General features: G+C 57.0%; 12 protein-coding genes. All 12 read left to right on the top strand.

Annotated elements, in window-relative coordinates; all coding sequences use genetic code 11:
• Positions 1 to 205 precede the first annotated feature (205 nt).
• The 12 genes from SH421x_RS12155 to SH421x_RS12100 all read left to right on the top strand — a co-directional run bounded on the left by SH421x_RS12155 (position 206) and on the right by SH421x_RS12100 (position 23,360).
• The gene (locus SH421x_RS12155) at positions 206 to 4,816 is read left to right on the top strand and encodes an outer membrane protein assembly factor BamB family protein (protein ID WP_488855916.1); all 4,611 of its coding nucleotides are present in this window, start codon (positions 206 to 208) and stop codon (positions 4,814 to 4,816) included.
• A 268-nt stretch (positions 4,817 to 5,084) separates the two neighbouring features.
• Positions 5,085 to 6,137, top strand: a complete 1,053-nt coding sequence (locus SH421x_RS12150) for an AAA family ATPase (protein ID WP_488855915.1) — start codon at positions 5,085 to 5,087, stop codon at positions 6,135 to 6,137.
• On the top strand, positions 6,106 to 7,008 hold the full coding sequence (locus tag SH421x_RS12145; RefSeq protein ID WP_488855914.1) for a DUF58 domain-containing protein: 903 nt from the start codon (positions 6,106 to 6,108) through the stop codon (positions 7,006 to 7,008). Before SH421x_RS12150 ends, SH421x_RS12145 begins: the two co-directional genes overlap by 32 nt.
• 18 nt (positions 7,009 to 7,026) lie before the next feature.
• The gene (locus SH421x_RS12140) at positions 7,027 to 9,327 is read left to right on the top strand and encodes a BatA domain-containing protein (protein ID WP_488855912.1); all 2,301 of its coding nucleotides are present in this window, start codon (positions 7,027 to 7,029) and stop codon (positions 9,325 to 9,327) included.
• Positions 9,324 to 12,107, top strand: coding sequence for a hypothetical protein (locus tag SH421x_RS12135; RefSeq protein WP_488855911.1), 2,784 nt, complete (start codon positions 9,324 to 9,326; stop codon positions 12,105 to 12,107). Before SH421x_RS12140 ends, SH421x_RS12135 begins: the two co-directional genes overlap by 4 nt.
• Before the next feature lie 18 nt (positions 12,108 to 12,125).
• Complete coding sequence (locus SH421x_RS12130; protein WP_488855910.1) at positions 12,126 to 14,462, top strand: hypothetical protein; 2,337 nt, start codon at positions 12,126 to 12,128, stop codon at positions 14,460 to 14,462.
• A gap of 57 nt (positions 14,463 to 14,519) precedes the next feature.
• The gene (locus SH421x_RS12125) at positions 14,520 to 16,427 is read left to right on the top strand and encodes a hypothetical protein (protein WP_488855909.1); all 1,908 of its coding nucleotides are present in this window, start codon (positions 14,520 to 14,522) and stop codon (positions 16,425 to 16,427) included.
• Positions 16,424 to 17,482, top strand: coding sequence for a hypothetical protein (locus SH421x_RS12120; protein WP_488855908.1), 1,059 nt, complete (start codon positions 16,424 to 16,426; stop codon positions 17,480 to 17,482). The genes SH421x_RS12125 and SH421x_RS12120 overlap by 4 nt, the downstream gene beginning before the upstream one ends.
• Positions 17,479 to 18,681, top strand: a complete 1,203-nt coding sequence (locus SH421x_RS12115) for an NPCBM/NEW2 domain-containing protein (RefSeq protein WP_488855907.1) — start codon at positions 17,479 to 17,481, stop codon at positions 18,679 to 18,681. The genes SH421x_RS12120 and SH421x_RS12115 overlap by 4 nt, the downstream gene beginning before the upstream one ends.
• 50 nt (positions 18,682 to 18,731) lie before the next feature.
• Positions 18,732 to 20,402 carry a S1C family serine protease gene (locus SH421x_RS12110; protein WP_488856430.1) on the top strand — a complete coding sequence of 557 codons (1,671 nt, stop codon included), beginning with the start codon at positions 18,732 to 18,734 and terminating at the stop codon, positions 20,400 to 20,402.
• Positions 20,399 to 21,406 carry a S1C family serine protease gene (locus tag SH421x_RS12105; protein ID WP_488855905.1) on the top strand — a complete coding sequence of 336 codons (1,008 nt, stop codon included), beginning with the start codon at positions 20,399 to 20,401 and terminating at the stop codon, positions 21,404 to 21,406. The genes SH421x_RS12110 and SH421x_RS12105 overlap by 4 nt, the downstream gene beginning before the upstream one ends.
• Positions 21,399 to 23,360, top strand: a complete 1,962-nt coding sequence (locus SH421x_RS12100) for a PDZ domain-containing protein (RefSeq protein ID WP_488855904.1) — start codon at positions 21,399 to 21,401, stop codon at positions 23,358 to 23,360. Before SH421x_RS12105 ends, SH421x_RS12100 begins: the two co-directional genes overlap by 8 nt.
• The last annotated feature ends 48 nt before the right edge of the window (positions 23,361 to 23,408 follow it).

Raw genomic sequence — 23,408 nt, 5'->3', positions numbered from 1 at the left:
AAAACCGGGAAATAACGCCATTTCGGCACATTTAGCCCCCTTTTTTTCCGGCAAAAATGGTCTGGCCTCGCGCCAGACAACCCGCAACAAGCTGAACCAATCCGCTGGGAAGAAGACTAAGTTGGTGTGATTCAATTGGTCATTTTCGTCCGGTTGTCGTAAATTGGGGATGTAAATACTTATCCAATCGTTGGAGTCGCCGCGCGTGAAATTTCGCAATCTCCCCTCCCTTCGCAACTGCAACGAGCCGCTTTGCCTGCGCCGCTTGATCACCATCTGCTTGATCGCGGTTGCGTCTGGCTGGGTCTCGTTGACTACGGGTTCTGCTTGGGGGCAAGTCGAAACCAACGAAGACGCCATCTTTTTGGCGCCCCCCCGAGAGATCCGCTTGCTGACGGAACGTGCTCGCGAAGCGATCGCTGAGAAAAAATGGACCGCTGCGGCCGAAGAGCTGGGAATGCTGCTCAACGATCCGGAATTGGAAGATTTCTTCCTGCCGGGGCAGATTTCGGGTCCGGTCGACATGAGCGTTAAAAAAGAGGCCCGCGACCTGCTTAACTCTCTGCCAAAAGAGGGGCAAGAAGCCTTCGAGCTGCTCTACGGCGCCGACGCCAAAGCGATGCTCAAGCAGGCGATCCTGTCGCGGGACTCTGCGATGTTGGCTGAAATCTCCCGCCGATACGCACATACCGACTCTGGCTATCAGGCGACGATCCTACTGGCCCGCACGCAGTTGGACCTAGGATCACCAATGTCGGCGGTCCTGGCCCTCCAGCCGTTGCTCAGCAGCCGTCTGGCTTTGCAGAAGTATGAGCCCGAGATCTCGCTACTGATGGCGATCGGCTATTTCGCCGCCGGTGAAGAAGAGCACGCGGTCGAAACGCTGGAGACCCTCCGCGAGAAGCATAAGACCCAAAATTTCAACGTGCCGGCGTCGCTCAAAGATCTCTTTGCCGAACAGACCAGCCCTCGCGAGTGGCTCGCTCTGCAGTTCCAAGACATGTCATCGCCCAGTTCCAAGATCCCGCAATCCTGGATCGTATTTGGCGGAGACGCGTCACGCAATGCGCCGACCCGCGGCAGTGCTCCGCTGCGTAATTTGAACTGGCACGTCCGCATGGCGCGTAGCAGCAATGATGAAGAGCAAGCGGATGATACGTCGCAAGGCTTTATCGAAAACGGCGTCGCTGTCCTTCCCGCCGCGCAACCGCTGGTCGTGCGCGACCAGGTTTTGGTTCGCACTCCCTGGCATCTGCTGGGCGTCGATTTGACGACTGGCAAGGTGAAATGGAACTACCCCTGGGACGCTTCGGACGTCAATCGCGTCGATTCGCGGTTTAGCGCCATGTCCAACGACCCAGGCTCCAGCTATCTCGATCAGATCAAAAAACGAACTTGGCTGGATGGCTGCTATGGTCAGATTTCATCGGATGGCGAACGCGTCTTCATCATCGAAGAAGCGCCCCCCAGCGAGACCAAACAAAACGGACCTGCGGTTGCTTTTTTTAGCATGGCGCGTGCTCCGGCCCCCAATCGACTACGGTGTTTTGGACTGCGTGGAGAAGGGGAGACGCTCTGGATTGCCGGAAGCGAAATGAGCGACGAGCCCGCTTTAGCCGAAGCACAGTTCCTCGGCGTTCCGCTGCCGGTGGAAGGCTCGCTCTACACGATTGCAGAAGTCAACGGCGAAATTCGCCTGCTGGTGTTCAACGCTGCTGACGGTGCGCTGCTGTGGTCGCAACAATTGGCGCAACTCGATGGACTGTGGATGTCGGTCAGCGAGCCGCCGCATCGCCTGTTTGGGGCTTCTCCTTCGTATTCGGATGGGGTCCTGATTTGTCCCACCAACATCGGCGTCGTCGCGGCGATTGACGTTCGCCAACGTTCGCTGTTGTGGGGTTATCAATACCAAACGCTCGAACGCCAGCCGCGGCAAAACTTCATTCAACGTCGAACCACCGAATCACGGCCTGGATACGGCGATCGCTGGTCAGATGGCAAAGTGGTCATCGCCGGCAATCGCGTTTTTCTAACGCCGCCGGAGACGGACGAAATCTTTTGTTTAGATCGGATGAGCGGCAAGTTGCTGTGGCAAAAGCCGCGGGAAGATGGGGTCTACTTGGCCGCCGTCTCCGGCGACATCGCGCTCGTCGTTGGCGCCAACAGCATCTATGGTTTGAAGGTGGATACTGGGGATGCCGCTTGGGAGAGCCAGTCGATTCCGGACGGCGGTTTGCCGAGTGGACGAGGATTCCTGAGCGGCGACTTTTACTACTTGCCTTCGACCCAGGATGAAATCGTCCGAATTAACATTCACACTGGCAAGTTTGACAAATCAATCCCGACCGAACGGACCTTGGGCAACTTGGTTTGCCATGGCCGATATGTGATCTCGCAAGGGGTAAACTTTGTCGCTTCGTTCAAACAGATTGACGCGCTGCGCGAAGAAGTTCGCGTCCGCTTGGCGAAGAACCCCAACGATGCTGAAGCGCTGCGCAACCAGGGCGAGTTGCTGGTCCACGACGGCAAGATTCAAGCAGCGTTGGAGACCTTGCATCGATCGTTAGAACTAGTCGACTCGCCGGAGACGCAGCAAGCCTATGTTTCGACGGCGTTAGAAGCGCTGCGCGAAGATTTCGCCGGCAATCGCGAAACGGCAGCCAAGCTGGAAGCGATTGTCGAAAGCATGGACGATCGGCTAGAGCTGGTGCGTGTCACCGCGCTTGGCCTGCATCAGAACCAAGAACATCAAGCCGCGTTTGAAGCATACAGCCGCTATGTCGACCTGCTCGATCAAACTCTCGAACAAGGCAAGTCAGAACGCCCGCTCCAAAACATTGGCCCCAATCTGCGGGTACAACGTGATTTTTGGATCGGCGGTCAACTGGCGCAGTTGTTAACCACGGTTGACGAAACCGTAGCCGCTGCAATGAATGAGTCGATCGCGCAGCGCTGGACTACGACGCAGGAACACGTCAAAAATGACGACTACGCTAGCCAACTACGTCGCTTTACCAGACGCTTTGGTGCGTTCCCCTTGGCGCGAGCTGCTGAATTGGAAATGGCTCGCGTTGCGATGGCCGATGGCAACGAATTGACCGCCGAAACTATTTGGCAACAACTCGCCTTCTGCGATGACCCTGCAATTGCCGCCCAAGCGACCGCCGAATTAGCCGGGCTGTTAACCGCTCGCGGGCATACGGCCGACGCTTCGCTCGTCTATCGACGTCTGGCCGATCGATTCCGAAATCAGAAACTCGCCAATGGCGACTCAGCACGCCAACTGGCGATGGAACAGGCAGTAAACGTCGCAAATCCTTATTGGAACTATGGCGCCGTTTCGATCGAGCGCCGCAGCGAAGACCTGGACGCCGCCGTTCGCATGCTACACCCAGTGCGGATCGACGAGCGTTTCGGCTTTGACATTCCCCGCGAGTCGTTAAAGATCGACACAGAAGAACGGCACATTGTGGCAGTTGACGAATATGGGAATCAACGCATCCACTTACCCTTCACCATGCTGAACGAAGCCCAACTCTACAATTCGCAAACGGCCCAGATTCATGCCGATCGGCTTGGCCATCTGGTCGTTGTTTCGTTTGGCAACGAAGTCCATGCGTTTGACACGCTCGATCGCAGTGAAGAGGACGACGTTCGCGAACGAGCATTGTGGCAAGAAAATCTTTCGCCTGAAGGAAGCAATCCCCGCAGCAGGCCGAAAGTCATCGCCATTGATGTGAAAGACAATCCGTTTGGCGACTATCCGGCGGATGGACGTGACTCTTTGAACGAACGCCCCATTGGCTACTTCAGTTCGCTCCGTTACGACTCGCTCTGCTTTCAGCGGGGCAACAAGCTGATCTGCGTCGATCCACTGACCGGCGACTCAAACTGGGAACGAGACAATGTGTCGCCCGGCTGCTACCTGGTTTCGAATGACTCGGTGTTGGTCGCGATTCCGCCTCGTAAAAATGAAAGCGAGACCGAGACCGAAGCAATGTTGTTTGATCTGCGGAGCGGCGCTCCGCTCGGAGTGATCCAAACGCCGGTGCGAGAAAGAATTTGGGCGACCTCTGGAACCAACTATCTGACTTGGGAAAAAGACGCCAAGCTGGCGGCAGTCGCACGCGACATCCTAACCGGGAAAGAACGGTGGCGTTACGAAGCAGAACTCGGCTCGCGCGGCCGAGTGTTTGGATCCCGCGTTGCGATTTTCGAGCCGAGCGGCCAGTTCCATGTTTTTGATCAGGAGAGCGGAGACACGATCCTCTCAGCCCAACTGGATGCCGAGCCGGAACTCGCCCAAACTGAGTGGCAAATCAAAGTCATCGACGGCGCGGATGACATCACGTTACTGGTCACCACGAGTCGCAAGAGTCCGCAGCTCAACTCACGCAGCATTCCTTACAATTCCCAAGAGCCAGTCGGCCCGGTGTCACGGGCTTACTGCTTCTCGCGTGCCGGTGGAGAGCTGCTGTGGCAAACACCTGAACCGATTCTCGATTTTCACCTGATCCAGTCCGAGCAGTCGCCGCGATTGCCGGTTCTAGCGTTCGCTTCACGGCAAAATCGGACCGACAAAAAAACGCACGAAGCGATCGTCTTGTTGGTCGATCGCCGCGACGGGCGCGTTTTACTACGAGACGGCCAGTCGGACCATACGATTACCTACCAACTGTTTGGCGACCCCGAGAACCAAACGCTGCGAGTTCTGATGGCAAAAATGTCGTTCACGCTCAACTTTACCGCCGCGCCTGCTCCCCCGGCGCCTGCCGGTTCTGCTTTGCCCAGCATCACTTACCCCCCCGCAAAGTAGTTTGGTCGTCCCTACTTGACTAGAAGCGATCAAAAAACCGCAAAGCATTGGCATACCCATACTTAGCGCAATCGATACAATCCTGCTTATCCGAACGGTCTGAAAGCAAGCCGCCTAAAGTTGATTTGCGAGCTACCTTTTGAGGTCGAAATTTGGCTTGAATGAACTAATTGTGAACATTACGACACGAAGAGTACGAATCGCCGTTTTAATGGCTGGCGATTTCGCCCTACGAACTACCACTGCCGTTTGATCGAAGGAACCGCTCATGACCGACTCTCCCCTTCAGGCAGACGCCGCCGCGGTTGAGAGAATAGCCGCTGCTCGTCGTCAGATTCATGAGCAACTCTCGCAAATCATCGTCGGGCAGACCGACGTTATTGAAGAACTGCTGATTTCATTAATCAGCCGCGGTCACTGCCTGCTGGAAGGGGTCCCTGGTCTGGCGAAGACCTTGATGATCAGCTCGCTGGCGAAAACGCTCAATCTGAGCTTTAGCCGCATCCAATTCACGCCTGACTTGATGCCGGCCGACATTACCGGAACCGAGATCATCGAAGAGAACCGCTCGACCGGCCATCGCGAATTTCGCTTTCTCGAAGGTCCGCTATTCTCCAACATCGTGCTCGCCGACGAAATCAACCGCACGCCTCCCAAGACGCAAGCGGCGCTGTTGGAAGCGATGCAAGAGCGGCAAGTGACCGTTGGCCGCGTCCGACATGAGCTGGCCGATCCCTTCTTTGTGCTCGCCACTCAAAATCCGATCGAACAAGAGGGAACCTATCCGCTGCCCGAAGCGCAGCAAGATCGGTTCATGTTCAAGGTTTATGTGAAGTATCCGAACTTTGGCGACGAGTTTGAAATCGCGCGCCGCACCACCGGGGGCGGCAAAGCAGAGATCGCTCCGGTCCTCTCCGGCGAAGAACTGATCGAGCTGCAAAAGATCGTCCGCGAAGTTCCCATTACTGACCATGTTATTCGCTACGCGTTGTCGCTGGTCCGTCAGACGCGTGTAGGAGCAGCCGGAACTCCTGATTTTGTGCAAGACTTGGTCAGCTGGGGCGCTGGACCCCGCGCAGTGCAGTTTTTGATTCTCGGCGGCAAGGCTCGCGCCTTGCTGCACGGCCGTACACATGTTTCGACTGACGATATCCAAGCGCTGGCCAAACCGGTATTGCGACATCGCGTGTCGGTCAACTTTGCCGCCGAAAGCGACGGTATTTCGCCCGACGATGTGATCGATCGGATCCTGGAATCGACCCCCACCAAGGAAGACGAGCTAACAAGCGATGCCCGATTCCAAAAGATTTTTGCATCCTGAGGCGATCAAGCGGATCGCTCGGCTGGAGTTACGGGCACGGCATATCGTCGAAGGTTTTCTTTCGGGAATGCATCGCAGCCCTTACTTCGGTCAATCGATCGAGTTCTTGCAACATCGCGAATACGCGTCCGGGGACGATCTACGTCATATCGACTGGAAAGTCTGGGCCAAGCAGGATCGCTATTACATCAAACAATTTGAAGAAGAAACCAACCTGCGCTGCACGCTGCTGGTCGACGCATCGTCGAGCATGCAGTACGGCTCGGGGCCGCTTAACAAGTACGAATACGCGTGCACCGCGGCGGCCAGTTTGGCCTATCTGGTGCTCAAGCAGCAAGACGCAATCGGCTGTGCGATCTATGACGAAAAGATCCGTGCTCGCGTGCCGATCATGAGCAAACGAAATCATCTGCTCTCGGTCGTCAAAGCGTTCGATGAAAACCAGCCACGTGAAAAAACCAGCTTCTTGCGCATCTGTCGCGAAGCGGCCGAAGCCTATCCGCGTCGCGGCATGATGGTAATCGCCTCCGATATGTTTGGAGATGTCGCCGACACCATCAAAGGGCTAAAACTGCTGCGTCAGCGCGGCCATGATGTCCTAGTGCTCCATATCCTCGATGACGACGAGCTCGATTTCCCTTTCAGCGGCCCGACCCGATTTGAAGGGATGGAGACCGACGATCAGTTGGACTGTAATCCGCGGGCGCTGCGTGACGGATATCTGCAAGCCATGCAGGCGTACCTGGACGAAGTCCGTCGCGGCTGTGCGAAAAACATGGTTGATTACGCTTTGGTCCGAACCAGCGATTCGCTGGGAGCGGTCCTCTCGACCTACTTGAACAGCCGACTCGGCATGCACCACCGCAACTAACCCCCATTTGCTTTCGCTATGCAGTTTGTCCATCCAGCACTGACATGGGGCTTTTTGCTCCTGCTCGTTCCCGTGTTGATCCACCTGATCAACATGATGCGACGACGTCGCGTCCAATGGGCCGCGATGCAGTTTTTGCTGGAAAGCCAAAAGCGTAACCAGCGCTCGGTCTGGTTCAAGCAATTGTTGCTGCTGCTCGCTCGTATGGCGGCCGTCGCGTTGTTGGTCGCGATCATGGCTGGGCTGACAACCTCGGATCAATGGTCCTCGTTGTTCGGCGGCGGTGGAACGCATCACTACGTGATCTTGGACGATAGTCTGTCAATGTCGGACCGCACCGGCGGCGTTGAAGTGATGGATCGAGGTCGTGAAGTGATCCAACAAATTTCAGCCGCGGCGGCCGATAAACGAACTCCTCAACGCCTGACCTTGCTACGCACCTCACGAGCCGGCGGCGGAGATGGCGCCGTCGCACGGGTTGATATAAGCGGCGACGATGTCGATTCGACGTTCCGAGATTCGCTGGAAGCTGCGCTGCGACAAGTAGATACGTCCGAATTGTCCATTGGCCCCGCCGCCGCGATCGCGGCCGTCAATCGCTTTATCACAGACAACGTAGAGAACGAAAATGCCCTGGTCTACTTGGTGGGAGACTTCCGCCGTCGCGATTGGTCGGAATCGCAAGACGTAAAACAACGTCTGCAAGAGCTCGCTGGCCGAACGGCCGAGATCCATCTGGTCAATTGCTCACGCCGCAATCCAATCAATCTGGGGATTACGCGACTGACGCCAGAGTCGGCCACGCTCGCCGCCGGAGTGCCAACTTTTTTGGAAGTGACCGTTCGCAATTATAGCGACAAAGCGGCGACCGGCGTGCAGGTCAAACTGCAGACCTACCATGACGACGGCGCCGATCGCAAGTTCAGCAGCGCCGGCGAAGGGCTGGGGACGCCCCACTCAGAACCGACCGTTTACTTTGAAGAAATCCCGCCAGGCGAAGAAGTGACGCGGCGCGCTCAGATCTTCTTTCCAACCGCCGGACAACATGCCGCCGTCGCTCAATTGCCGGACGACGCGGTGGCGGCCGATAATCGTCGCTTTCAAATTTTGAATGCTCCGCCCAGCATCCCCGTGCTGCTGGTTGACGGCGATCTGAATCAACGCAACGCCTACTTTATGAACGCCGTCTTTCAGCCCGGCGAAGCGGTGAACACCGGAATTCAACCGTTGGTCGTCGGTCCGCAATATCTCCGGGACACTTCATTAGAAACCTTGCAAGGCTTCGACGCGATTTACCTGTTCGATATCCCCCGCTTTGACGGCAACGCGATCGAAAAGCTAAACCAATATGCGGCCAGCGGGCGTGGAGTCGCGATCTTCGCCGGTCCCGGCACAACGGTTGACGCTTTGAATTCGCTGCATGCTGGGGGCTTGCTGCCGGCGGCCGTGATCGGCAAAAAGCAACTTTCGCCACCGATCCCCGGCGAAGAGACGGTCGATTTCGTGCCGTCGGATCATCCGATCTTTTCCGTCTTCCGCGGCGAGAAAAATCGGTTCCGCAACGACCTGAAATTCTACGAGTACTACGATCTCGACGCGACCTGGAAGCCCAGCGACAACGGCGCCGTGCTCGGCAAGCTGCGCGATGGCCGACCGCTCATCGTTGAGCAAGCAGTCGGAGACGGCAGCGTCGTCACGTTCTTAACCAGCTTGACCCCAGACTGGAATAACTGGTCGATCACGCCGGGCTTTATTGTCACCGCGCTAGAGTTGCAAGCTTATTTGGCCTCGGGTACGCGGCAATCGACCGAACGCTTGGTAGGCGCACCGATTCGTTTAGAGGTCGACGCTTCAAGCTTCCGTAATGACGCTCTGGTGTTTGCTCCCGGCGCCGATCGGATGCCGACCGTCAAACGAGATCGCGCCATCCTGATCAAAGAAGAAGGGCGCCCGCTGCTCAAGCTCGATTACGCCGGTATCAACAGCATCACCGGCGATTCGCTCACCGGCCAGTCTGGCGTCTACGACATTTGGCTTACCCAAAGCGACGGGCTTCCCAATCTGCGACGCTTCGCGCTGAATGTCGATCCGCTCGAAGGGGATCTGACAACGACCGACCAAAATGAATTGAAAGCGGCGCTCGCACCGGTCGTCTTCACCTATCACACCGTCGAATCGGTTGATTACAGTTGGAACGCCAGCGAAGGCTTTGCCTGGCAAGATTACCTGCTCTACGCTCTGTTGGGGTTACTGGTCGTGGAACAGTTGCTGGCTTACTTGACGAGCTACCATCCTCCCGTGATGGGAGCCGTCCGATGAACTTGTTACTAGCACAAACTGACGCGGCGACAACACATACAACCTACGAATTTTCGCGTCTGGCCGAAATGACGCAGTGGAGCCACTGGGCTTTGCTGGTCGCATTGGTCGTCGCGATGATCACCTTCGTCGGCTGGCTCTATCGCCGTGATACGCGCGAGCAATCGTGGCCGGTCCGCTGGACATTGACCGGTCTGCGTTTGACCGCACTAGCCGGACTGCTCCTCTTCTTTTTCAACCTAGAAAAGAAAACCGAGAGCGAGCTGCACGAAAATTCACGCGTGGTCGTCCTGGTCGACACCAGCCAAAGCATGGCGCTCCCCAACAGTATCGAAGGGGGATCGGCGCCGCGTTATGAGCAGATCGTCAACAAGTTCTCGCAAGGAGAACTGCTAGAGCAACTGCGGAAGTCGCATGACGTGCTGGTCTATCAATTCGACCAAACGGCCCAACCAACCGAACTGGCCGTCTTCCGACGCCCACAGACCGATAGCGCCGCTGAACGGGAAGATTCGGCCGAGATGGATGCTCGCTTCCGCTCGGCTCGGCTGTTGCTGCTAATCAGCTTTGGCGTGCTGGCGATCAGCTTAATCGCCTACTTGGTCGCATTCGTTATCCGCCGCACCACCCCCACCTGGCGAGATACAGCAGCGGCTTGGTCGATGATCGGCGCCTTCTCGTTGGTGGTTGGCGCATCGCTGGCGGCGACCGCCAACTTACGAGCTCCCGAGCTCAGCCTGCGGCAGCTTGCTCAAGGGGATCTGACGATCCAAACCACCGCACAACCCCAGCCCGCTCAAACCGAAGCCGAAGAAAAAGCAGCCGAGCCGACCTACGCCGACATCGATTGGCTAGACAAGATCAAGCCCCGCGGGATTGAGACCCGAATCGGCGATGCGATCGCCCAAGTGGTTCAGCAAGAGCGAGGGCGCCCGATCGCCGGCATTCTGTTGCTCTCGGACGGTGTAAATAACGGCGGGCTCGAAATTCGCGAAGCAATTCAGATCGCCGCTGATTCTGAGACTCCTGTCTTTCCGATTGGGCTGGGTCCTGCCGAGCGCCCGATCAACCTGCGGGTTGTCGATCTTGAAGCTCCAGCGCGCGTCTTCCCCAATGACGCGTTCCAAATCACTGGCTACCTCCAGGCCTTCGCGTCGAAGACCGACTTCATCAACGTGCAGCTCGCTTCCGGCGTGACCGACTCGGACGGCAAGTTCCGCGAAGAGTCGCTTGAAGGGGAAGCTCGCCGCATTCAATTGGGCGCCGATGGCGCGGTGATCGCAACTACATTTGACGTAACGCCTGACTCGCTGGGTGAGCGGACCTATCAGCTGCGAATCTTGTCGCCGGCAGGTTCCGATCAAGACACCAGCGACGATCAAAAAGATGTCAAAGTCCAAGTCGTCCAACGGAAAAACCGCGTGCTGCTGATGGCCGGCGGACCTTCTCGCGATTTTCGATTTTTACGCAATCAGCTCTTTCGCGACAAAGATGTCGAGCTGCACGTTTATCTGCAAAGCGGCAAGCCTGGCATCTCACAAGAGTCCGACCAACTGCTGTTTAGTTTTCCGAAAAGCGCGGCGGACCTGTTTGAAAACTACGACTGCATCGTCGCGTTTGATCCTGATTGGTCGCAACTGACGCTCGAACAAGCCGAACTGCTGGAACGTTGGGTCGCCGAAAAAGCAGGCGGGTTGATCGTCACTACCGGTCCGGTCTATACGGCCGAGTGGGCCAGTCAACGACGCGGCGATCCAGTGATCGACATCGTTAAGCAGTTGTACCCAGTTACGTTCCATAGCCGGGGCACCTCGATTGGCCTGGACCGTTTTGGCTCAGAAAAAGCCTGGCCGCTGGTCTTTACCAACGAAGGTCAGTCGCAATCCTTCCTATGGCTCGGCAACGATGGCGCCGGCAGCGCCGCTCGCTGGGAAGAGTTTCCCGGGGTCTACGGCTATTACGCCGTGCGAGACAAAAAAGAAGGCGCGTCGATCTTGGCTCGCTACAACGATCCCGATGCCGCGCTCGGCGATGATCCGCCAATTTATATGGCGACCCAGTTTTATGGCGCCGGTCGCGTCTTCTTTATGGCTAGTTCCGAAATGTGGCGCATACGCGCTTTGCACGAAGGCTACTTCGAACAGTTTTACACCAAGCTGATCCGCTACGTTTCGCAAGGTCGTTTGCTGCGTGACTCTAGCCGCGGCGTATTGTTAACCAACAAAGACCGACTGCTGGTGGGCGAAACGGTCGAAGTTCGTGCGCACTTAACAGACGCGAAGCATGAGCCGCTGACCGAACCGCTGGTCAAAGCGCTGGTTAGTCGCCCTGATGGACGTCGTGATGAGCTAACGTTGACCCAAGCCGAGCAGGGGGGGAAAGGCCAATACCATGGCCAGTTTACCCCGCTGATCGAAGGGGACTACCACATCGAATTGCAATTGTCAGGCGGCGGTGAGGATTCACTGCTGACGCGCGACATCCGCGTCCGACTGCCTGACAAAGAAATTGAGCACCCCGAGCGAGACGATGTCGCGATGCGACAAATCGCCGAGGGGACCGGCGGCGTCTACTATGTAGGGATGGACGCCGCGCTCGGCAAATCGCCACTGCCGGCAGTTTACCTGCCGGCCACCTTGCCGGCGCAAGATATGTACACCGCATTGCCCGATTTGGTTGATCGCAAGTTCGACCGGCTGTTGCGGACTTGGCTGCTTGGCCTGATTTGCGGGGTACTCGCCCTCGAATGGCTCACGCGGCGGTTGTTGAAATTAGCGTAACCTGAAGAGCAGTCGAACATGGCGACTCCCAAACCGAAACCCGATATCCCCGCCGATCTGCGCGAGCTGCTTGGTTCGCTGCGCCGGCGGATTCGGCTCTACGTGTTGCTCGAAGGTCTTGCGCTGCTGGTCGTTTGGCTGGCCGTTACCTTTTGGGTTGGTCTGGCGGTCGACTATCTGCCGGTCACCTTTGGCGCCAGCGAGATGCCACGCGCGGCGCGGATAGTCTGTTTGGTCGCAATTTACGGTGTTAGCGCTTACATTTTTTATCGCTGGGTCTTGGTTCGTTTGCTGACACGAATGTCCGACACCAGCATGGCGATCTTGATCGAACGCCGATATCCAGCATTCCACGAGAGCCTGCTGACCGCCGTCGAACGCCCTGTCGAAGAAGAGCTGACTGACGTCGCATTTCGCGAAGGGATGATCCGCCAAGCGGTTCGCCAAGCGGTCGAGAATAGCCACAAGGTCAAGCTCAACGAGATCTTTAATCCCTGGCCGCTGACTCGCAACATTACGTTGGCGTTCGCCTTGTTGATTAGCATTGGCGCGTTCGCCGTCATCTCATTCGACTCGTTTCAGATTTGGGGCCGCCGACTCTATTGGCTCTCGGACGAAGCTTGGCCCCGCTTGGCGCGAATTGAAGTGCTCGGCGTCGAAGTCAGCCGACCTTCCGGCGCCAGCGATGGAACGACCGCCGCCGATGTGGTTGAAGTCATCCCGTTCAAAAATGGGGTCGCGACCGTCGCGCGTGGTTCGTCGCCCAAACTGTTGGTGCGTGCCGAAGCCGACGCCCCAGTCGTCCCGACCTACTGCACGATCGTTTACGAGACAGAAGATGGGGCTCGCGGCAGTGTTGCGATGCAGCGCGTTGGCGCCGCTCGCAACGACTATCAACGCTACATTTTCCAGCGCAAACCGCTGAAAAGCATTTTGTCGTCCATCGCGTTTGATGTGATCGGCTACGACCATCGGCTCCGAGGTTTGCGGATCGAAGCGGTCGACAGTCCGGCGGTGCTCTCGATGCATGTTGACGCCGCTCCGCCGCAATACACCAATCTGCTGCCGCGCGTCTCAGAGCTCACTTCTTCTTCTGAACTTCCTGTCGGCTCGCAATATAAGCTGCTCGCGAAAACGAACAAGCCAATCGTCCGCGTCGAGATCGCGAACTTGCGCGAGCAAACTGAAAGCGAAATGACGCTGGCCGAGCCGGTCAATCAATTCGAGCTTGATTTTCCCCCGCTGACTGACGACTTGTCGCTAGAGCTCACGCTGATCGATAGTGACGGGATCTATAGCGAAGCTCCTTTCCGCGTGCAGATCGCGGCCGTCGCTGACCAAGCCCCCAACGTCAACTTGCAACTCTCCGGCATCGGCACGGCGATTACTCCCGAAGCGCGAATCCCGCTGCTGGGTACGGTCGCCGATGATTACGAAACCAAAGACGCTTGGCTTGACGTTCAACCGGGTGACGGCGATATCACCCCCTTTGCGATCGAGCCCAATCCCCAGGGCGAAGTCAGTTATGTCCTCGATCTCAAAGAAACAACCGGGGCGCCGCAGCTGGTTGCTGGTGATCAAATTTCGCTCACCTTTAAAGCGAGCGACCTCCATGACCTCACCGGTGGTCCCAACATCGGCGCCAGCACGCGATATCCTTTGGACGTGGTCACTCCCAGCAAACTGCTATCGCTGCTAGAAGCCCGCGAGTTGGGACTGCGCCGCCGTTTTGAACAAATCTTGCAAGAGACCCAGCAACTGCGCGAAGAATTTGTCCGCGTGCAGCTAGACGCCAAAAGAATCGCGACCGGGCCCAGTTCGTTTTCCTCGGGTGATTTGGAAGGAGAAGCCGCAGCCGATCCGGTCGCCAAGCTCAAACAGGCGATCGAGTTACAGCTGCTCCGCGTACAGCGAACTCCCCAGGCCAGCCGTAAAGCGGAAGAAGAACTGCGGGGGGTCGCCGTCGGGTTCGAGGAGATTCGCCAAGAGATCATCAACAATCGCGTCGATACCGAGAAACGGAAGGAACGTCTCGAAAATGACGTGATCGCCCCGATTCACCAAATCGCCGATCGCCTGCAGCCCGAGTTGCGAACCGCCATCCAGCAGCTAGAGGCCTCGTTAGGCGAACCCACCCAATCGGTGGATTCGGTTGGTGTGGCGATCGCCAAAACGGACGAGATTATCCTAGCAATGCAGCAAGTCCTGGATAAGATGCTCGACCTAGAGACCTTCAACGAACTGATCGATCAAATCCGCGAAATCATCCAGTTACAAGAAGAACTGCAAAAAGATACCGAAACTGAGCAAAAGCGGCTATTCCGCGATCTATTCAATTTAGAGTCGTCGGAATAAGACAATCCGCTTAAACTGGAGTAACGGCGAGCAACACCGCCCTGGAAGGACCGACCGATGTTCTATGTACGCAATTTGTCGCTTACGGCGTCTGCGGTCACCGTCTTTCTAGCCCTTGCCGCTGGCCTGCAAGCTCAGGACGCCGGCGAACCTGCCGACGCCGCCAAACCTGAGGCCGCGCTCTCCGAACGCCAAGGGCGCCTAGCCGCAGGTTTCTCGCGGCTCGAAGATCTGATGATCAAGATGGCCGAGATCGACGAGATCGAGAATCCAGAGAGGGCAAAACTGCTGCGTGAAGCGGCTCATTCCAGCAAAGACAAGCTGATTCGCTCGCAGCTCGAGTCGATTACCGCGATTCTGGGCGATGGCAAATTGAAGCGAGCCGTCGATGGTCAAAAAGATGTCTCCAAAGACCTCAACAACTTGCTGCAATTGCTGCAAAGTGAAAATCGCGACGATGAATTGAAGTCAGAACAAGAACGCATCCGCGAATACATCAAAGAGACACGCAAGCTTCTCAACCGTCAGCGCAGCCTCCAAGGTCGCGCCGAAGGGGGTGAAGATTCTCAGCGACTTTCAGAAGGACAAGACCAACTGTCGCAAGACGCCGCGAAACTTGCGCAGCAGATGAAAGAAAACGAAGAGCCAGAATCGGCCGAGAATTCGTCCGGCGAAGAAAAAGAGGGAGACAAAAATCCCTCCGGTGAAAAACCGAGTAAAGAGGGTGAATCGAAGCCGAGCGAAGGGGACTCGAAACCTTCAGAAGGTTCCGAATCGAAGCCGGGTGAATCCCAACCCGGTGAGTCGAAATCAGGGGACTCAAAACCAGGCGAAGAAAAGCCCCAGGAAGACAAGCCCGGCGATGAGGGCGAAATGAAAAAGCCAGGCGAAGAAGAGCCTAGCGAGAAAAAACCAGGCGAAGAATCGAAGCCAGGGGAGCCGATGCCGGGCGAACAAAAGCCCGGTGAACAAAAGCCCGGTGAACCGAGCGAAGGCGAACCGAAGCCGAGCGAAGGCGAACCCAAACCGGGTCAACCACAGCAGGGCAAGCCACAACCCGGCCAACCCCAACAAGGCGAGTCCCAACCCGGCGACCAGCAACAACAAGACCAACAACAGCAACAGCCTGACTTCCCGGCTCGCCAGCGAGTTGAAGAAGCGCAGCGACGCATGGAAGAAGCCAAGAAAAACCTCGACGAGAAAAAGACCGAGGAAGCGATCGAAGAGCAAAAAGAGGCTGAACGCGAATTGGCCAAAGCGCTCGCCGAACTGGAAGAAGTGTTGCGTCAGTTGCGCGAAGAAGAAATCGAACGCGTGCTGGCCAGACTCGAAGCCCGGTTCTCCAAAATGTTGGAGATGCAATTGAAGGTCTACGAGGATTCAGAGCGTTTGTCGCAGGTTCCCGAACCGCAGCGCGGCGCCGCCGAGGACATTCAAGCTGGCAAACTGGCCTTCGCTGAAAAGCAAATCGTGCTGGAAGCGGACAAAGCGTTAACCCTGCTGCAAGAAGAAGGCTCGTCGGTCGCTTTCCCTGAAGCACTACAGCAGCTGCGCGACGACATGCAGAATATCGCTGACCGATTGAGCCAATCCAAAGTCGATCCGTTGACGTTGACTTTGGAACAGGACGTCATTGACGCGTTGGAAGAATTGCTAGAATCGCTCAAGCAGGCCCAAAAAGATCAGGAAGAACGCCAACAGCAACAACAGCAGCAGCAACAACAACAGCAGGGCCCGCAAGACGAAGCATTGGTCAACAAGATCCAAGAGCTGAAACTAATCAAATCGATGCAAGTCCGCATTAACCAGCGGACTGACCGGTATTCAAAACTGCTACGCGATCTCGATGATGAAGTGGGTCAGGCGACGAGCGAGGAAGTGCTCGACGCGCTGCGCGAACTCGCCCAGCGGCAACAACGCGTCTACCAAATCACGCAGGACAACGTTTTGGGGAAAAACCAATGACGCCGCGTCTAATGCTTTCGATCGTGCTAAGTTTGGCGACCCTCTCGGCGGCCAGCGCCCAGGATGCTTTAAAAAAGCAGGCCGATTGGCACAATCCAGAATATCCGACGATCCGGCAAAAACTGATCGACTGGCTCACCGAGTCAGATGCTCCTGAAGCGCATATGACCGCCGTCTCGCAGCTTTGGCCAGAAGAGCCCCCCAGCGACACGCCTGCCGAGTTGGGAATCCGCATCCTGGAGACCGCTACGGTAATTGACGCCGACGCGCGAGAATTAGCGGTCACAACGCTGGGAACCGGCGCCGAACCCGAGTTGCCAGAATTTCCTTGGCTGGCCGACGAGTCGAAACCGTTTCCCAAGTGGATGCGTGATAACCTACGCTTCCAATATGGCCGCTGGCTGGCCGAGCAGCGGATGCTGGACGAAGCGTATCAACAATTAAAGGATCTGCCGGTCGCCGAGGTGGCTGATCCGTCGGCGCTGCTGTTCCATCGGGCCGTTTGCGAACATTACTTATTGAAGAAAGAAGATTGCGTCGCGACGTTGGGGACATTGCTCTCGAACCAAGAACAGATCGCTCCACGGTATTTGACGGTGGCCAAGTTAATGCTGGCCGACATCCAACCGCTGGAGACCGATTCGCTGGACGAAATCGCGCGTCTGATGCGCGATATCGAAAGACGATTAGACCTTGGGCGGGCCGGCAAAAAAGTCCGTACGCAAGAAGACGACGTGGTCGCCAAGCTCGACAAGATGATCGAAGATCTTGAAAAGCAAATGCAGCAACAACAACAGCAACAATCGCAGGGAGGGCAGCAGGGGGGCAACAATACGCAACCTACCAGTCCCCTGAATGAGTCGATGCCTGCCGGCGGATCCGGCCCCGGCAACGTCGATCCCAAGAAGATGAACCCCGGCGACAATTGGGGCAACCTGCCGCCCAAAGAACGCCAAGCGGCGCTACAGCACATTTCCAATGAATTTCCGTCCCACTATCGCCGCGTCATCGAAGAATACTTCCGCAAGTTAGCGCGTGAAGAGGAGTCGAAGTGAACTGCATTCCGCTCATCATGCTTGCCGTAGCCACGTTGTCGACAGCAATTACCGTTGATGTCGAAACGTTGGACGGCCGGACCATGCAGGGAGAACTGCGTCAACTCTCGGCGAGTGAAATCGGTCTGCGCACCAGCGTCGGCGACGAGAAGTTTCCGTACGATTCGCTGATGCAGGTTGATTTCCCCGGTGAAGAAACTCCCCCCGTCGCAGGCAGTGCGCTGCTGCAATTGGCCGACGGCTCTCGTCTGGACGTGAAGAACTTCGTTCTTGAAAACCGCAAGTTCCTCGTCACTGATGAAAGCTTTGACCTGTTTGAAGTTCCGGCCGCCGCGCTGCGCATGCTGCGGTTTGATGGTGATCAGCGCGCGTTGGACAAACGCTGGGATCAACTGCTAGAGGAAAAAATCCTCGGAGACGCGGTCGTCATTCGTCGCGACGATGATCTGTCGTTTCAAGAAGCGATTGTTCAATCCATCATCGACAACAAGGCTGCGATCCAACTGGATGATCTGGAAGCCAAAATCCCGCTCAACAAACTTGCCGGGCTCTTGTTTTATCAACGCAACAATCGCAAGCTGGCGCCCCCGCTGTGCAAGCTAGAACTGCACGATGGCGGAGTCATCTTCGCCAGCAAGCTGATGCTGGAAGGAGAGCAGTTGCAAGTCGAGTCGGTCTCGGGAGGCAAGTTTGTCATCGCCATTTCGGCGGTTCAGGGGATTGATTTCGCCGCCGGCAACATTATCCCGTTGACCGATCTTTCGCCGGACCAAGACGCATGGGCGAGCTTTATCCCGTCGAATCTGCCGCGAGACCAACTTTCGCTGATTTACGCCCCCGATGTTAGAACCGGCTCGGCCGCTCAGCCGCTTGAATTAAGCATCGGCGGTCAGTCAAAATCTTTCAACAGCGGAATCGCGCTTCATGCGCGTACCGAATTGTCCTACCTGCTTCCCGAAGATGTGCGCCAATTTCATGCCTTCGCCGGTTTGCCGGAAGGGGCGAGCGGCCCATTGAAGCTGACGATTACGGCCGACAAGACGGTCCTAATCGATCAAGTGCTCGACGAAAATCAATCGTCTCTTGATATTCATGGCGACGTTCGGGGCGCTCGACGCCTGAAAGTTGTTGTGGATTTCGCCGGCAACGGCGATTTGGGAGACCGCGTTTATTTGTGCCAACCACGGCTGATTAAATAATGCGTACGATCGCCTGCTACACGCTCTGTTTCGCCGCCACCTTCTGGGGAATGTCGGCTCTACTTCAAGCTGCGCCTCCGCAGGAAGTGCTGGACGCCGAAAACGCCCGAATTGCGGCGGTCGAAAAAGCGACCCGCTCGGCGGTGTGCGTCTTTGCAGGGGCCGCCGGCGGCGGGAGCGGAGTCTTGATCTCTCCCGATGGTTACGCAATCACCAACTATCATGTCGCTGATCCAGCCGGATCTTTCATGAAGTGCAGCCTGTCGGACGGCGTGATGTATGACGCCGTGATCGTCGGCATCGATCCCGTGGGTGACGTCGCGCTGATCAAGTTGCAAGGTCGCGACGACTTTCCGGCCGCCGAGATCGGCGATAGCGACAAAGTGGAAGTCGGAGATTGGTGCTTCGCCATCGGCAACCCATTTTTGCTGGCGACCGACATGCAGCCCACCGTCACTTGGGGCATGGTCTCCGGCGTTGGTCGGTATCAGTATCCGAGCGGGACGTTGATCGAATATACCGATTGCATTCAAACCGACGCTTCGATCAATCCTGGCAACTCAGGCGGCCCCCTCTTCAATCGCGATGGCCAAGTAATCGGCATCAATGGTCGAATCTCGATCGAAAAACGGGGACGCGTCAATGTGGGGGTTGGCTACGCGATTTCGATGAACCAAGTGATGAACTTTCTCGGTTACCTGAAAAGCGGCCGGGTTGTCGACCATGCGACGCTGGGCGCGACGGTCTCGACCGATTCGGAAGGGGAAGTGATCATCACCAACATCTTGGATACTTCCGACGCCTACCGTCGCGGGCTTCGTTACGGCGACGAGCTCGTTTCGTTTGGGTCAAAGCCGGTCACCACAGTCAATGGTTTCAAAAACGCGCTCGGCATCTATCCACGCGGCTGGCGCGTTCCGGTCGGCTTCTTCCGCAACGGCGAGCGACATGACATCGTCGTCCGCTTGGCAGGGGTTCACTCGCGGGAAGAGCTGCTGGCGAAAATCCAAAAGTCGGTCGCTCCGCCGAGCCCCGATGGATCGCAACCCGAAGATCACCACGAAGAAGAAGCCAAACCGGTTTCGGAGGCCCTGCAAAAGCTGTTTGAAGCTCGGCCCGGCTACGCCAACTATCACTTTAACCTAGCGCAACGCGACCGAATCTGGCAAGCTTGGAAGCGGGGCGAAGAGACTTCGGCGGATGTCTGGAAAGTCACCGGTCAACTTGCCGATGGCGACTCCGCCACAATCGAACTAACGCCCCAGCAGGTGACTGCAAGCGTCGCTGGTCGTGACTCGATGATCGCGATCGAAGGAGATCTGACCGCTAAACTAGAGCCGGCCGGCAGCGGCGGACTGCTGCTGGCGCTACATGCCTGGCAACGTCTGCAGCAGCAAGGCCCCGAAAAATTTGGCGAAGTCTCTTACCTGGGGACTGCTCCGCTCGATTCGATCACCGAACGCTTTGACGTATTGGTCGGACTATATGATGCGATCGAAACCCGCTTTTACTTCGAGCCGAAGTCAGGCGACCTGATCGCGATGGAAATGTTTCCAGAAGCAGACTCGGATCCCTGCGAGTTACGATTCCAGGAATACGATGAGTTTGCAGGGGTTCGATTGCCAACCAAAATCATCATTCGCCGCGGCGATCAGATTTACAATATTCTGCATGGTCTGAAATGGACCGTGTCGTCGTCCGAACCCAAGGATGCCGCATGAACCGTAGCGCATTGGTATTCGCCGTGATCCTTTCGCTTGGCTTGCTGACTACGACCGCATCGGCCGAGTCTTCGCTTGCGAAGACGATTCGCGGCGTGCAGCCTCGCATTGTGAAGATCTTTGGCGCAGGCGGCTTAAAGGGTTTGGAATCGTACCAGAGCGGGTTCGTAATTTCTCCGGAAGGTCACATCCTGACGGTCTGGAGCTACGTCCTCGACTCCAGCGTGATCACGATTGTGGCCAACGATGGGCGCCGCTTTACGGCCGAACTTGTCGGCGCCGATCCCGAACTAGAAGTCGCTGTCTTGAAAGTGGACGCCGACGACTTGCCGTACTTTAACCTAGACGAGTCGGTCGAGTTAACCTCAGGCCAGCGCGTGCTGACCTTCAGCAACCTGTACGGCATCGCTACCGGCGATGAACCAGCGAGCGTGCTGCATGGCTACATCACCGCGATTACCGACTTGCAAGGACGACGCAGCGCCGCCGAAGTTCGCTACAAAGGTCCCGTCTACGTGGTTGACGCGATGACCAACAACCCCGGCGCTGCTGGCGGAGCATTGACCGATCAGCAAGGCCAGATCGCCGGCGTGCTAGGAAAAGAGATTCGCAACGCATCCAACAACGTCTGGCTGAACTACTCGATACCGATCCGTGAACTACAGACCTCGGTCGAAGATATCCTGAGCGGACGGTTTCGCCCTCGGTCGCGGGACGAAAATCAAAATCGCCCCACACAGCCGGTCACCCTGGCGCAGCTGGGCCTGATTTTGTTGCCCGATGTGCTGCCGAAGACGCCCCCATTTGTCGAACGTGTTGCTCCAGAAACGCCGGCCGCAACCGCCGGTTTGCTTCCCAATGACCTGGTGATGTTTGTCGAAAGGCGGCTGATTTCTTCGCAACGAGAACTGCGGGAAGAGCTAACCTTTATCGATCGGGACGATCCCGTCCGTCTGACGCTGCTTCGCGGCGATGAACTTATCGAAGTTGTGCTTAATGAATAAGAAACTCACACTCGCATCGCTGGCGATCGCCCTCGGTTTTTTCGCATCCCTCTCAGCGGTCTGCAGAGGAGCGGACGATCTCAATACGCTTGAACAGCAAGCGCTGCGCGACGCCGTCGAAATCGTTGCGCCGTCGGTCATCCAGATCGAGACCGTCGGCGGACTGGAGAAAGTTGGCGATCAAATCGCAGGCGGCGGTCCCTGTAGCGCGTTGGTTGTTTCGGCCGACGGCTACCTACTTTCTAGCAGCTACAACTTTGTCCATGAGCCGACCTCGATTTTGGCGTCGTTGCCCAGCGGCAAACGAATCTCGGCCAAGATTGTCTCCTCCGACCATAGCCGCAACCTAGTGCTGCTAAAAGTGAACGCCGAAGAGCCGCTACCAGTCCCCACCTTTGTGAGCCGCGACCAGTTGCGTGTCGGCCAATGGACCATCGCCGTTGGCAAGTCGTTTTCGCCGGTCGAGCCGAACGCTTCGGTCGGCGTGCTCAGTGCGCTTCAACGCGTCTGGGGCAAAGCGGTGCAATCAGACGCCAAGATCTCGCCCAACAACTACGGCGGCGCTCTGATCGACATCGAAGGTCGCGTCATCGGTGTCATCACCTCACTATCACCGCAAGCGACCGGCCCTCAAGCTGGCGCCGACTGGTATGACTCAGGCATCGGCTTCGCTGTTCCGGTCACCGAGCTGCTGCCTCGCTTGGAGAAGCTGACTCAGGGCGAAGACCTCCGGCAAGGTTTGCTGGGGATCAGCCTGAAGGGGAACGACATCATGGCCGATCGTCCTGAGATCGGCGCGGTCCGTTATAACTCGCCGGCCCAAGAGTCAGGCATCCTCGCCGGCGATGTCATCACCGCCGTTCAAGGCCACAAAATCATCAACCACGCTCAGTTGAAACATCAGCTCGAACCCCTCTACGCCGGCGACGAGGTTGCTTTGACAGTGCAACGCGGCGAACAATCGGTCGACGTCAAAGCGACTTTGGCCGCTGTATTGGTTCCATATGCTCATCCGTTTTTGGGGATCTTGCCGCTTCGCGACGCCGACGGCGTCGTCGTCCGTGATGTGCTGGTCGACAGCCCAGCCGCCGCTGCTGGGCTAGCCGCCGGCGATGTGATCATGCGGGTCAATGACAAACTGGCCACCACTGCCGACGAACTGCGTACGCAGATCTCAGCACTTGAACCAGAGACATCGATCCAACTGGTCTACAAGCGAGGCGAAGAAGAAAAGCAGGTCGATATTAAGCTCGCGACTTTGCCGACCAACATCCCCACACAATTGTCAGCGGCTTGGACCCAAGCCGTAGAGCAGCCGGCTCAACCGCCGCAGACCGGCGAAGTCGAAGCTCGATTGGCCGAAGAGCCGAATGCGGCGTTTGCCTGGATCCCCAGCGACTACCATGCCGATCGCCGCTACAGCTTGCTCGTTCTGCTGCAAGAGCCCGGCAAAGTCGAGAAGCAAGCGACCATCGACGCTTGGAAAGAGCTGTGCGAACAGACTGGGACGATCCTGCTGTCGATCTCACCGGCCTCCAAAGAACGCTGGACCCCGTCCGAAACCGGGGTCGTTCGTAAATGCATCGAGCAGCTCGCCGGCAAATACAACATCGCCCCTAATCGTACAGCGGTGGTGGGCGTTCGCAGCGGAGGCGCGATGGCTTACATGGTCGCCTTTGAGAACCGTGAAGCGATTGCCGGCGTGGCGACCCTGTCTGCTCCCGTGCCTCGCGGAGTGCAACCTCCTGACAATGACCCGCTGCATCGTCTTGCGATCTTTACGCTGTATGACGACAAGTCGCCACAATCGGCGCAGTTCAAGAAGCTGGACGAAGCGCTCGCCAAGATGAAGTTCCCCGTCGTCCATCGCAGTACAAAAAGCGAAGCGGACAAGCTGACCGAAGAGGATCGGACCGCGATCGGGCGTTGGCTGGACTCGCTGGATCGAATCTGACCCCAGCAGTTGCTTTGACCTTGTGCGACAACTTCCCTTCGCCCCATT

The sequence above is a fragment of the Blastopirellula sp. SH421 genome, from assembly GCF_057808535.1.
This window is presented reverse-complemented; position numbering and strand designations above follow the sequence as displayed.

Excerpts from the sequence above, each read along its gene's own strand:
- SH421x_RS12150 (WP_488855915.1), top strand. The coding sequence starts at position 5,085 with ATGACCGACTCTCCCCTTCAGGCAGACGCCGCCGCGGTTGAGAGAATA.
- SH421x_RS12145 (WP_488855914.1), top strand. The coding sequence starts at position 6,106 with ATGCCCGATTCCAAAAGATTTTTGCATCCTGAGGCGATCAAGCGGATC.
- SH421x_RS12140 (WP_488855912.1), top strand. The coding sequence starts at position 7,027 with ATGCAGTTTGTCCATCCAGCACTGACATGGGGCTTTTTGCTCCTGCTC.
- SH421x_RS12135 (WP_488855911.1), top strand. The coding sequence starts at position 9,324 with ATGAACTTGTTACTAGCACAAACTGACGCGGCGACAACACATACAACC.
- SH421x_RS12130 (WP_488855910.1), top strand. The coding sequence starts at position 12,126 with ATGGCGACTCCCAAACCGAAACCCGATATCCCCGCCGATCTGCGCGAG.
- SH421x_RS12125 (WP_488855909.1), top strand. The coding sequence starts at position 14,520 with ATGTTCTATGTACGCAATTTGTCGCTTACGGCGTCTGCGGTCACCGTC.
- SH421x_RS12120 (WP_488855908.1), top strand. The coding sequence starts at position 16,424 with ATGACGCCGCGTCTAATGCTTTCGATCGTGCTAAGTTTGGCGACCCTC.
- SH421x_RS12110 (WP_488856430.1), top strand. The coding sequence starts at position 18,732 with ATGTCGGCTCTACTTCAAGCTGCGCCTCCGCAGGAAGTGCTGGACGCC.
- SH421x_RS12105 (WP_488855905.1), top strand. The coding sequence starts at position 20,399 with ATGAACCGTAGCGCATTGGTATTCGCCGTGATCCTTTCGCTTGGCTTG.
- SH421x_RS12100 (WP_488855904.1), top strand. The coding sequence starts at position 21,399 with ATGAATAAGAAACTCACACTCGCATCGCTGGCGATCGCCCTCGGTTTT.